This is a genomic window from Bradyrhizobium sp. AZCC 1678 (assembly GCF_036924765.1).
Lineage (GTDB): Bacteria > Pseudomonadota > Alphaproteobacteria > Rhizobiales > Xanthobacteraceae > Bradyrhizobium > Bradyrhizobium algeriense.
On sequence record NZ_JAZHSE010000001.1, the window covers coordinates 1,085,040 to 1,097,283 of the forward strand.

General features: G+C 59.4%; 10 protein-coding genes, 1 tRNA gene and 1 pseudogene. 8 read left to right on the top strand and 4 right to left on the bottom strand.

Annotated elements, in window-relative coordinates; all coding sequences use genetic code 11:
• Positions 1-290: 290 nt before the first annotated feature.
• On the top strand, positions 291-2,261 hold the full coding sequence (locus V1294_RS05155) for a methyl-accepting chemotaxis protein (RefSeq protein WP_334504496.1): 1,971 nt from the start codon (positions 291-293) through the stop codon (positions 2,259-2,261).
• A gap of 102 nt (positions 2,262-2,363) precedes the next feature.
• On the opposite strand, the gene V1294_RS05160 is transcribed toward V1294_RS05155, so the two are convergent.
• Positions 2,364-2,717, bottom strand: a complete 354-nt coding sequence (locus V1294_RS05160; protein WP_334488370.1) for a DUF3175 domain-containing protein — start codon at positions 2,715-2,717, stop codon at positions 2,364-2,366.
• Between the two features lie 270 nt (positions 2,718-2,987).
• On the opposite strand from V1294_RS05160, the pseudogene V1294_RS05165 reads away from it, so the two are divergent.
• The 3 genes and pseudogenes from V1294_RS05165 (at position 2,988) to V1294_RS05175 (ending at position 6,992) form a co-directional block, all read left to right on the top strand.
• Positions 2,988-4,491, top strand: a pseudogene (locus V1294_RS05165) (MFS transporter).
• A gap of 6 nt (positions 4,492-4,497) precedes the next feature.
• Complete coding sequence (otsB, locus tag V1294_RS05170; RefSeq protein ID WP_334488374.1) at positions 4,498-5,334, top strand: trehalose-phosphatase; 837 nt, start codon at positions 4,498-4,500, stop codon at positions 5,332-5,334.
• A 197-nt stretch (positions 5,335-5,531) separates the two neighbouring features.
• Positions 5,532-6,992, top strand: coding sequence for a trehalose-6-phosphate synthase (locus V1294_RS05175; RefSeq protein ID WP_334495565.1), 1,461 nt, complete (start codon positions 5,532-5,534; stop codon positions 6,990-6,992).
• Positions 6,993-7,210: 218 nt separating this feature from the next.
• On the opposite strand, the gene V1294_RS05180 is transcribed toward V1294_RS05175, so the two are convergent.
• Complete coding sequence (locus V1294_RS05180; RefSeq protein ID WP_442895424.1) at positions 7,211-7,555, bottom strand: hypothetical protein; 345 nt, start codon at positions 7,553-7,555, stop codon at positions 7,211-7,213.
• 200 nt (positions 7,556-7,755) lie between these two features.
• Here V1294_RS05180 and V1294_RS05185 point away from each other — a divergent pair.
• Together V1294_RS05185 and V1294_RS05190 are read left to right on the top strand one after the other, a co-directional pair.
• Positions 7,756-7,845, top strand: a tRNA-Ser gene (locus V1294_RS05185).
• 187 nt (positions 7,846-8,032) lie between these two features.
• A complete protein-coding gene (locus V1294_RS05190; protein WP_334495569.1) occupies positions 8,033-8,365 on the top strand; it encodes a nucleotidyltransferase family protein in 333 nt (110 codons plus the stop codon).
• 10 nt (positions 8,366-8,375) lie between these two features.
• Here the strand turns inward: V1294_RS05190 and V1294_RS05195 are convergent, their stop codons facing one another.
• Complete coding sequence (locus V1294_RS05195; RefSeq protein ID WP_334495571.1) at positions 8,376-9,089, bottom strand: hypothetical protein; 714 nt, start codon at positions 9,087-9,089, stop codon at positions 8,376-8,378.
• A 182-nt stretch (positions 9,090-9,271) separates the two neighbouring features.
• On the opposite strand from V1294_RS05195, the gene V1294_RS05200 reads away from it, so the two are divergent.
• Positions 9,272-9,694 (top strand): hypothetical protein, encoded by a 423-nt coding sequence (locus V1294_RS05200; RefSeq protein ID WP_334495572.1) that lies wholly within the window; start codon positions 9,272-9,274, stop codon positions 9,692-9,694.
• A gap of 59 nt (positions 9,695-9,753) precedes the next feature.
• On the opposite strand, the gene V1294_RS05205 is transcribed toward V1294_RS05200, so the two are convergent.
• Positions 9,754-10,479, bottom strand: coding sequence for a hypothetical protein (locus V1294_RS05205; protein WP_334495574.1), 726 nt, complete (start codon positions 10,477-10,479; stop codon positions 9,754-9,756).
• A gap of 193 nt (positions 10,480-10,672) precedes the next feature.
• Between V1294_RS05205 and V1294_RS05210 the strand changes: the two genes are divergently transcribed.
• On the top strand, positions 10,673-12,211 hold the full coding sequence (locus tag V1294_RS05210) for a hypothetical protein (RefSeq protein WP_334495576.1): 1,539 nt from the start codon (positions 10,673-10,675) through the stop codon (positions 12,209-12,211).
• Positions 12,212-12,244: the final 33 nt, after the last annotated feature.

Below are 12,244 nucleotides of genomic sequence, written 5' to 3' on the forward strand. Positions count from 1 at the left end.
AAGGAGAGACCGTCACCCCAGCCCGCCGCTCATTTCATGAGCGTCGACCCAAGAGCGAGCTTCGCTCGTCTCGACCCCTCCAGGGGAGGGTAAGAGACGGTCACCACCCTTGCCAACTTGCCCGGATTTACGCAGCCTTATCCATTCTGCCTTATCTTTGCGCACTGGATTGGGGGGCGGGAGCCTCCCGATGCCTGTTTTTCAGAACGAAAACGGGGTGTGACGTGCGATTTTTGAAACGTGGCGGCTCGTCCTTCAAGCTCCGAACCCTGCGGTTCCGCGCCAAGATCATGCTCGGCTTTGCCGTCGTGCTGGTAATTTCGGCCGCCAGCATGGGTTTTGCCTATCTCGGATTCGAACATGTTTCGGCCGGCGTGGATTCCTACCGGCGCAGCGTGCAGGAGGCGGATCTGTCGCGCGACATCGATCGCGAACTGATCTCCTATCGCTCGCTCGCCCGCTATTTCGTGGTCACCGGAAAGGAAGAGGACGGCAAGGCGGCGCTAGCGGCCGAAGCCAACCTGAAGGAAGCGATCATCGCCTCGATGAAGGGCACCATCAGCCCGGGCCGGCTCGAACAGGTCGCAAAACTGGAGCGCGAATTCCGCGCCTTCACCAAGATTTTCGCCGATATCCTCAAGGTCAAGGACGAGAGCGCCCGGATCGCGCAAAACCAGCTGACGCGCAGCGGCCAGTCGCTTTATTACAAGCTCGACGATCTCCCCAGCAATGCCGATGAATCCGAGCTTCAGGCGGTCACCTTCAGCGCGAAAAAAGTGGCCGATGAATTTCAGGCCGTGGTCGGATTAGCCAACACGTTCGTCATCAACTCGGACAAAACGGTCGCATCCAGCGCGCTCGCGCGCCTGAAATTTCTCGGCAACTCGCTAAAGGCGATCCCGGCGAACAATGACAAGATTCGCGAGGGGGTTCAGGAGATCTCGGTTCTCCTGGAGGAATACCAGAAGTCGCTCGCCAAGCTGGTCGATAATGCCAAGGAGATCGACGAACTGACCCTGGAAATGACGGAGTCGGCCGCAGCCATCAACAAGGGCTCGGCGGCGATGAAGTCCGATCTGCTGGCCGACCAGAAGCGGCTCGAAGCCGAGTCGGACGCGACCATCGGCGAGACCGAGCGGCTGATCCTGATGCTGGCCGCCGGCGGTTTCGTGCTCGGCGGTTTGCTGGCGCTGCTGCTCGGCAAGGGCATATCCCGGCCGATGACGGCGATGTGCAGTGCGATGCGCGAACTCGCTGCCGGCAATTTCGAAGTTGTTCTGCCCGGCCTCGGCCGCAAGGACGAGCTCGGCGAGATGGCGAGTGCGGTCGAGGAGTTCAAGGTGCAGGCCATCGCCCGCGCCGAGCGCGACGCCGCCACCCAGGAAGCCCAGAACAAGGCGGCGAGCGAGGCGCGCCGCGCCGAACTGATTCGCTTCGCCGACGAATTTGAGAGGGCGGTCGGCGCCATCGTCGCCAACGTATCGTCGTCGGCCGTGCAGCTTGAAGCCGCCGCAGGCACGTTGACGCGGACGGCTGAAACCACCCAGAGCCTGTCGAGCCAGGTTGCCGGCGCCTCGGAAGAAGCCTCCAGCAACATGCAGTCGGTGGCATCAGCAACCGAGGAATTGTCGGCGTCCGTCGACGAGATCGGGCGCCGCGTCAAGGAAAGCAGCCAGATCGCGGAAGCAGCCGTCCGTCAGGCCGAACAGACCGACGGCCGGATCGGCAAGCTGTCGCGCGCCGCGCAGGAGATCGGCGACGTCGTCAAGCTGATCACGGCGATCGCCGAGCAGACCAACCTGCTGGCGCTGAACGCCACCATCGAGGCCGCCCGCGCGGGCGATGCCGGCCGCGGCTTTGCCGTGGTGGCGTCCGAAGTCAAATCGCTCGCCAGCCAGACCGCGAAAGCGACCGACGAGATTTCCAATCACATCTCGGGTATGCAGGGCGCGACGCAGGAATCGGTCGCCGCCATCAAGGAGATCGGCGGCACCATCGGAAAAATCTCGGACATCGCCGCGACGATCGCGAGCGCCGTCGAGCAGCAAAGCTCGGCAACGCAGGAGATCGCGCGCAGCGTCCAGAACGTCGCGCAAGGCACGACGGAGGCCGCCGCCAACGTCATGCACGTCAATCGCGGCGCGACCGAAACCGGCTCGGCTTCCGAGGAAGTGCTCAATTCGGCGCGCACGCTGTCGAGCGAAAGCACGCGTTTGCGCGAAGAGCTCGACCGCTTCATGGCGAATATCAGGGCGGCGTGAGGGTATCCATCGCTGTCGCCCCCTGCCTTCGCAGGGGCGACAGCGAGTAAGGGCGAGAACCTATCAACCCGTCCCCCTGCTTTCGCAGGGACGACATCGCGACTAGTCTCTCCCGAACTGATGCTTCAGCTCGACCTTCGCGCGTTCCAGTCGCGCGCGCTGCGTTTTGGGCAAGGTCTTGCCGGCGCGGTTGATATAGAAGGTCAGCATCGACAGCGCTGAGCGATAGGCGCCAGCCTTGCGGCGCGAACTGTGCTCTGCGGATCGCTTGAGCGACGCCGCGATCTTCTTCGCACTGGTCAGCTTGAAGACACCGCGTTTCAGATCGAGCGCGTCGCTTTCCCTTGTCACGCGTTGCGACCAGCGCTTCGGTGATGATTTCTTCGCAGGTGTCCTGCGGCTGCTTTCTCGGACTGCGGTCTTCCGTGGGTGTGTGGTCTTCCGTCGTTCGGCCATGGTCAACTCCATTTCCGGTTTTTGCCGAAAACGGTCGCCCGATCGTTCGGTTCCCTTGTCGTTTTCGCAATGCGAGGATAGGCCATAGCGCACGGAATACCGCGCGTGCGCGCGTCATCGCGATAGCTATGCAATTTCGCCACCCCAATGCCCGCGGAACCCCCATCCTCCGAGGGCGTTATCTTCGTGTCGGGCATCATGTTTGCCGCAATTTGACGTGAAAACCCTGGGGCTGGGGCGTTCCGGGGTGTTTTTCATTGGTCCAATCGGATGGTTGCGAAAGCGATACGGGACGGTGCGGCAGTGGGTGAGAGTGCTTCCATTTCCGCAACGGCCAAGCAGGATAACGACGGCATTGTCGAGACCAGTATCCCTGCACGGCTCGATTGCCTGCGCTGGGGCGGCTTTCATACCCGCGTGGTGGCCGCGCTCGGCATCACCTGGATCCTCGACGGACTGGAAGTCACGCTTGCGGGCGCATTGTCGGGCGCGCTGAAGGAGAGCCCGACGCTGCAGTTTTCGAATTTCGATGTCGGCCTCGCCAACAGCGCCTATCTCGCGGGTGCGGTGCTGGGCGCGCTCGGCTTCGGTTGGCTGACCGACCGGATCGGGCGCAAGAAACTGTTCTTCATCACGCTCGCGCTCTATCTCGCCGCGACCGCAGCCACCGCGCTGTCGTGGAACGTGGCGAGTTATGCGCTGTTTCGCTTCCTGACCGGGGCGGGTATCGGCGGCGAATATACCGCGATCAATTCGACGATCCAGGAGCTGGTGCCGGCGCGCTATCGCGGCTGGACTGATCTCGTGATCAACGGCAGCTTCTGGATCGGGGCAGCAATCGGCGCGGTCGCCGCCATCGTGCTGCTCGATCCCAACGTGCTGGCGCCGGATCTCGGCTGGCGGATGGCCTATTTCATCGGCGCCGCGCTGGGCCTGATCGTCTTCGTGATGCGGATGTGGATTCCGGAAAGCCCGCGCTGGCTGATGATCCATGGCCGCCCCGAGGAGGCGCACGCGATCGTCGACGGTATCGAGAGGGCATCTACGAGACATTCGGATCATCCGGCCGATGAGGTCTTCCCGAAGATCAGGCTGAGGATGCGCAGCCACACGCCGCTGGGAGAAGTGGCGCATACATTGTTCACGAGGTACCGGCAGCGTTCGCTGGTGGGCTTGGTGCTGATGGCGTCGCAGGCGTTCTTCTACAACGCCATCTTCTTTACCTTCGCGCTGGTGCTGACCGATTTCTTCGGCATTCCGGCCAACCATGTCGGGTGGTACATCCTGCCCTTCGCGGCAGGTAATTTCCTGGGACCGCTGCTGCTCGGCCGGCTGTTCGACACGCTGGGCCGTCGCATGATGATCACGGTAACCTATGGCGTCTCGGGCGTTTTGCTCGCGCTGTCGGGCTATCTGTTCTCGATCGGCGTTCTGACCGCGCAAACCCAGACCATCGCCTGGATGGTGATCTTCTTCTTTGCCTCGCCGGCGGCGAGTGCGGCCTATCTCACCGTCAGCGAGACGTTTCCGCTGGAGGTGCGCGCGCTGGCAATTGCGCTGTTCTACGCGATCGGAACGGGCATTGGCGGCGTGGCAGGACCGGCGCTGTTCGGCGCCCTGATCGATACCGGATCGCGCAACAGTGTCTTCGCCGGCTACCTGTTCGGGTCGGCATTGATGATCGTGGCCGCCATCGTGGCCTGGAAATACGCCATCGCGGCCGAGCGCAAGTCGCTCGAATCTGTCGCACGCGCCGCTCGCATTTGTGGAGTAGGATGAGATGAATGAGGATCTGTTGGAAATGCCATTGGAAGAAGATATCGTTCGCGAAGACGACGCCGCGCCGGAAACCGTTCCGGTCCCGCGCTCGCTGGTGCCGCACTTAAGCGAAACCGCGATCCTGCTCGACATCGACGGCACGCTGCTTGATCTGATGCCGACGCCGCGCGAAGTCTGGGTGCCGCCGGGCCTGGTGAAAACCTTGAATCGTCTGCTGGTGAGAACCAACGGCGCGCTGGCGCTGGTCAGCGGACGCTCGCTCAACGATATCGATTTGATTTTCGCACCCGATCTGTTCCCGGCTGTCGGCGGCCATGGCGCCGAGATGCGGATCGAGCCGGATAGCGAGGCGGTGGCCGCCCACGCGCCGCCGATGGACAAGGAATTGAAGCGCCGGCTGGCCGCGATCGCAAAGCTCAGCCCGGGAATATTGCTGGAAGACAAGGGCTATTCGCTGGCGCTGCATTATCGCCTCGCGCCGCACGCCGAGAAGGCGATCTATGCGGCGGTGTCACTGATCAGGGCCGATCTTCCCAACGCGCCGATCGAGGTGCTACCCGGCAAATGCGTCTGCGAGATCAAGCATTCCGGATTCACCAAGGCGAGCGGCGTGCACGAGTTGATGAAACGCGAACCTTTCAAGGGCCGCCGTCCGTTCTTCATCGGCGACGATGTCACCGACGAGACCGTGTTTGCGATCATGCCTGATCTCGATGGCCTTGCTTTTTCCGTCGGCCGGCGCGCCAAAGGCGTGGCCGGACACTTCGATGCACCAAGCGACGTGAGAGAATTTCTTGCGCACCTGCTTGATGACGAAAGGGACGCACCGCTGCCATAATGTTTTTCGTCTCGACGGCTTTCCACCACAGATTCTCGCGCTTGATGCCGAGGTTCACGGCAAAATTTATTTTTCGAGAGTTCCGGTGAGTTCCTCCGCGCCGCAGCCCGAATTTGGTTTCAATTCGTTGAAAGGGTGATCCGGAACCATATTGATGAACGGTTGTTAACCGCGGGCGTACCAACGGGAGGGGACCATTGAACCTCGTCGTCGTTTCTAACCGCGTTTCGCGCGGAAAACCCAACGAACCCATGACGGGGGGACTCGCCGCGGCGTTGTTGCCGATCGTCGAGAAGTCGGGCGCTATCTGGGTCGGTTCCTCGGGGCGCGTCCGCGACGGGAACTTGAAGGAACCTTTTGCCGAAATCGAAGCACTGGGTACCGGTGCGCTGGCGATGCTGGATCTGCCGGCCGCGCATTACGGCGGCTATTACGAAGGCTTTGCGAATTCCGCATTGTGGCCGGCGCTGCATTCGCGCGCCGATCTGATTCGCGCCACGCAGGAGGACTACCTCAGCTATCGCGAAGTGAACGCCTTCATGGCGCGCGCGCTGCTGCGATTCCGAAAAACGGATTCGGCGTTCTGGATTCAGGACTACCATTTCCTCGCGCTCGGCGCCGAGTTGCGCGATCTCGGCGTCACACAGCCGATCGGCTTCTTCCTGCACACGCCGTGGCCGGCGCGTTCGGTGATCGGTGGCGTGCCGCATCATCGCGAACTGATCGAGGCGATGCTGGCCTATGATCTGATCGGTTTCCAGACCGAGGAAGATTGCGAGAACTTCCTGGCTTACGCGCAGTCCGATCTCGGGCTCGTCGTGCATGACGGCGTCGTCATTTCACGCTACGGCCGAACGCGCGCCGCGGTATTTCCGATCGGCATCGATCCGCAGCAATTCGCCCAGTTGGCGGCGAAGGCGTCCACCCATCCTGACGTTTCGCGGCTGCGGCGCAGCCTGAACGGCGAGAAGCTCGCGATCGGCGTCGATCGGCTGGATTATTCAAAGGGCCTGATCAACCGCATCAAGGCTTTCGACCGGATGTGGACGCTGCATCCGCAGCTTTCGCGCACGGCGTCGCTGCTGCAGATCGCGACGCCCTCGCGCGGCGCGATTGAGGCCTATGGCAACCTGCAGAGCGAGGTCGCAAAGCTCGTCAGCGACGTCAACGGTGTACATGGCGAAGTCGACTGGACGCCGATCCGCTATCTCAACAAGGGCTACGGCCAGGCCGTGCTTGCGGGCCTCTATCGCGCCGCGCAGGTCGGCGTGGTGACGCCGCTGCAGGACGGGATGAATCTCGTCGCCAAGGAATATGTCGCCGCGCAAAACCCGGTCGACCCCGGCGTGCTCGTGCTGTCGAAATTCGCCGGTGCCGCCAACGAACTCGATACCGCGTTGCTGGTCAATCCGCACGATATTGACGGCATGGCGCGCACCATCGCGGTTGCGCTGTCGATGCCGCTGACCGAACGTCGGATGCGCTGGGAAGCGATGATGGCGAAGCTGCGCGGCCATACGATCCAGCAATGGTTCGCCGACTTCACCGACGCGCTGCACGAATGCCAGCTCGACAGGGAAGCATTGGCGCCTGTGGTGAGCGAGCCCGCGCTATGGCCGCTTCGCTCCGCCACCAATGGCGGCGCGCGGTATCACTAGAGTCTGCAAGCTATTTCCCCTCATACTGAGGAGTTCGCAGCCCGGATCGAGCCACCGGGTCGCGCGAATGCGCGCCCGATGACAGGCTCCGCGTAATCCGGGATTCTTGCGACATTCGGCGGCGGTCCCGGGTTTCGCTTCGCTTCACCCGGGCTACGGGCTTTCGCGCCTTCTCACCATGAGGGTTTGGCGGTGCCGCCTGGCTTAAGCGATCGCGCTCAATAGCAATACGACACGCCATCCAGCACCGGGCAGCGCGCCTTGTTCGGCGCGCTCGGATTTTCCATCGGCACCATGCCGCCCTTGCCGTTGCCGGCGAATACGCCGGGGCCGATCACGACCGACGACTTGTTGCCGATAATGACGCTCGGATGCGGAGAGACCAGGTTCGATCGCGTGCCGTCCGCCCAGATGAGCGATTCTCCCGCGAAAATCCCGCGCCTGCCGTCGTCGCAGGTCACGTCCACCCCCTGGCGGGTGCAGGACTGCGCCATCGCCGGGCCGGCGGCGGCTAACGCAAGCGCCGATACCAGGATGGAGAATTGAAGCGCCCGCGTGATCATCATGCCGTCCTCTACCGATAGGGTTGCCACTTATCGTCGTCGATCGTGGCCGGATTCCGGTTCAAGGCCCGGCAAGGTGCCAATTATCGGACATCAGATGACAAAAATTACCGAATAAATTCAATGAATTGGGGAAATTTTAGCAGGCGCCGCCGGCGTCCCTTGCAAAATCAGTCCTGCCCCTTCAAGAGAGGGCCTCCGGAGAGATGGCCGAGTGGCTTAAGGCGCACGCTTGGAAAGCGTGTGTGCGGGAAACCGTACCGTGGGTTCGAATCCCACTCTCTCCGCCAGTTGAAAATATCAACTAAATCAATAACTTGTAAAGCCTAGCGAAACTCAACAGTGGCGCTACCAAGGGGCGAGCGATGGGGTGAAAAGCGAGGATGCGTTTGCCGCTGAACTGGCCACGGCCTTTCGAAAAATAGTCGCTCTAATCGTCGCCGTCTCGCAGCTCGACGTTCCCATCAGTATTCGTCAATGACAACGCTCGTCCTGAATGACGCTAAGAGATACGCGCTAGCAGAGTGGGCTGAAGCCCGGCCGGAGATCATCCGCCTGTGGGTGATTGGCAGTCGTGCGACAGGCCGCGCTCGGGAGGACTCAGACCTCGATTTGACTGTTGAACTTCAGCTCGGCCCCGGCGACAGCAATGAACTGGTCGCGCTGATTGCCAGCCGCAACGAGTGGGCGGCACAGCTAACGAGCCTGATGGGGCTAATCGTCAAAGATATTCAGCTTGAGAATGATCCCGATGACCCATGCTTCGGTCTTGGTCGCAAGAGTGGTGTGCTTGTTTTTGATCGCGGATAGCGGCGCCGAATTAAAGGTTTGACCTAAAAGCGTTGCGATGATGATTCATCCCACGGCGTTTCTGTTTTTGAAGAAATGCCCTTACAGCGCTAGAATCGATTAGATCGAACGCTTCGATCTTGGCTTCTAGTACCGAGTCAAATCTAAGTTTGCCCTTAATACTGTTCATCTGCAGCCGGTACTTTGCACCGTCTCGTACGACGCAAAGCGCCACTTGGTTTTGGATAATGCGAGGTGATCCGGATTTGTCTGTATGCCACCGTGACGAACAAACGAAGCGCTTAAGCTTTTCAAAATGCTTGCGCTCTACGGACATGCGTTCGGTAGCGAATGTTGTTGATGTTAGATGGTCGCAACAGATTTCGCCGACCTCTAGCGTGCCCCACTTTGCATGATGGATCGGGAAGACGTAGCGAATTGCCGTGCCGCAAAGCTCGCAATTCCCGTCGAGTCCGCCAAGATCATCAAAATCTCCGAAGTGTTCCCACCCTGATTTCGGCATGATCTTGCCGTGCTCTTCAGCGTGACATCCTCTACACAAGACCTCGCATTCATCGGGCCGGTATTGCCAAGGGAGGCGGCCAGCAATGTAGACTTTATGGTGGACTTGCAGAACCACTCCGTGGCGTTCGCCGCGCTCGCAACGGTGGCAGGTGTCCCCCTGGAGTCTAAGCATATCTTTGCGAAAGGTACGCCATTCACGTCGACTGTATTGATTCTTCATGGTGTCCCACCGAATCGAGAATCCCACGTTGATTGCAGTCAAGAGCTTGCTTTTTTGGATGTCCGCCAGAAATAGCATATTGCGCTAGTTCGTAGCGTTTCACGAATCGGCTATATTCACCGCTTCTCTACAGCTCTATCCACAGTCTGTTGCGTCGCGTCCCCCATGAAAATGAGGCGGCGATGGCACGTGTTTCAAAGGAACTGCGCGAAGCTCAACTATTTCGCCAGCGCATCGATTCGTTGGTGGCTGAGTCGCATGGGTGGCGGGATTACGAGCATATCCGTTACTGGCTGCAAAAGCTTTTGCGCCGCGATCAAGACTACATTTACACGGAAGCCGAGCGGGCGGCCGTGGACCGGATTATATCGGCCCGCCGTCCTTACGAGGGATGGGCGGGCTATAGCGTCCCAGAACTTCGAAGGGTGGCGCGCACGTACGTGGCTGACTTCGACTACGACGATGAATTGTTCTTAGACGATATCGACGCGGAGGGAGCCACCCAGCTAGTGGAGGGCGACATGCGGCATCTGGTTAATTTGTGCGTCATGTCTGGGATGGACATTCCGAGATTTCCCCGACGGAAGACATTCGGAGACGATTAGCTCATCAGCCCAATCAGGCCCGTGCTCATTTATTCATATCGCGCTCCACTTTGCGCTTACTACTGGGGCCAACTGAATCCGTCTTCCTCAAGGCTCGCATGAAATTCAGCAAGCAGCGCAGACGCAGAGCTATGAATTTCCCGAGAATCTTGGTGCTGAGGGAAGACTTGCGAGAAAATCAATACGCACGCTAGCCCCGTCTCGAGACATGCTATGAGAGCTCGCTCAACCGAGAAAGAGTCTACAGCGTGGAGAGATGTGAGCGACACGCTGTACGCTTGTCCAACGTCGTTGATTTCAAGATTTTTTATGACGGCAATTGGCTTCGGGTGCGCTCCAAAATCTATGCTCGCGTCGTACACCAGCTGTGCTAGGTCACGCAGGTTTGGATCCCGCTTCAGAAGTCTGATTCCGTTGGCGGCGGTAAAGGTTTTTCGACATGCCTCCCGATCGATGTTTCGGTTCAGCCAAACGGCATCGGCGCCCTCTTCTTCTTGCATTATCAGACCATACAAGGCGCATTCCATAGTTGCGCGAAGGTTTGTGAATGCGGCGGCTGATTGACCACTCAGAACTATGCGGATGGCCGATAGGTAGTAGGCGTGCGCCGCCAGCACCATGATACGGGCCACGACATTATCGTCTGTTCCGGCGACCATCAATTTTCGAAACTCTTGGTCGACCCGCTCCAAGAATTTAAGGTAGTTGCTATGTTGAGTTAGCGCCTCGACTTCGTTTTCCCGCGCCGTCTGAAGAAAACCTGCGACAGTGGAATCAGCTACCATTACTTTGTCTCCTTAATTTCCTGCTATTGCTTGCAAGGTGCGAGCCGCTCTAAGAATACGGTGAGCGGATGGTGGCCGGTGCGACGGGCTTCGCGGTAGCCTTTACCCTACCAGCATGGCTTTATGGCTGAATTCGCAGGTTTCATATTGACCGGCTTGAGAGCGACAATCTAAGCCGGGATAGGCCCTTACGATGTCAGATTTCGATCGTCACTTCCAGGCGGTCTGGCACCGCGCATGCAACGCGCCGTCGCTCGGCACGCTGACGCCCGAGCTCATTCAGCTATGGGCCACAGAACGTGGCCTCGGCGTTACAAGCGCGGAGGAGCGCGACGTCGGGATTTTCGCAAGGACTCCCGCCGTCGTGATTGCCGTCGGCGACGTCAAAGCGTGTTTCCCGAAGATCCAGCCAACGGGAGATCCGAACTGGGAGGCCCGGCGGCAAGCAGCCGACGTGAAGGCCACGCTGTGGGAGAAAGTGGAGTGGTTCTCTCCCTTCTGGATTCCAAGAGACAAAACGGAGAAGATTCTCGGCGACGCAAGACTTCGCGCGAGAGAGCAGGCTATCCAATACTTCAATTATCATACGTCGACTTTGTACACCTTGTCCTTTCAAGCCGTCTGCATTGCGCAGATATTACCTCGTGCACGGGCTTTGCGAGAAGTGTGTGCCTTGGCACGCGAGGCGTACCTCGCGTTCTACAGCGGCTATCGCGCCGCAAGCATTTCCGCGCTCATTCCAGCCATCGAAGGATGTTTGACGCGGATCGTTTCCGGCTCGGAAAGTGAGCTGCCCATAGGTGTCAAGATTGATCGCGTCATTGATCGTTGCATAGAAAACGCAGCACGACTTCACTATGAAGGAATGTGGTTACCTCAGAACTATTTGACAAAAGATTACCTGCTTGGTCAGGACGAACGTATCTTCGCGTTTGAGACGTTCCGACGCTGGCTGCAAAAATCATTCTTTCAAAAGACGGGCGAATATGACGGCCTGACGTGGCTCAATCGGCACATGTTCGCGCACGGAACTCATTCAGACTGGCAGGAATCGGGAAACTTCAGCCGTTTGCTCGTCGCGTTGGCAACGTTGGCTTTGATTGAATCGTGGTACGATGAGACCCACGTCGTGTCATTGTTCTTCCCCGAGATGGATGAGGACAGCAAGCTGCTCTGGCAGCAAGCGTTGCTCCGAGCCAATGCGCAAATGAGTCTTAAGACGATTGAGGAGCGGCGCTACCAAAAACATGGACGTCTCGTGCCGGAAATGCCAACGGATAACGGCGTCCTCTTGCGAAAGGCTCTCCTGTCAGAGGATTGCATCAAGGACTTGGTTCGGCCGTTGCGTGAAGCTGGCTGGAGCGTCGAGGTCGGTGAACCGGATGAATGTGCCCTGTTCGTAACGGTGGTGGCAAAGGCTGATGACCAGCAGTTCGGCGTGGCTCTGTTGTACAGCTGCGCGACAGACAATGGCATCTATCGCAGGCTTGCGGATAACTCCGTCGCAATCCTGTATCGTGGACCACCATATAACCAGCAGCAATACGCCTACGGAATTGATGTGCATGTCGGGCCCGTCACCGGTTGGCTGCCCCCGATGGCCCCCAATATGAAATCTACTTGGCGGTCGCAACCAATCTGGAGGCGCGTCCGACGGCGAGTCACACGGGGCATGAGTTTCATGAAATCCATCTGTGGAGTCTGGCGGAATCGACGTCAATGGTTACGGTGACAGTGCGCCAAAACTGTCGTGAATGACGCCCCC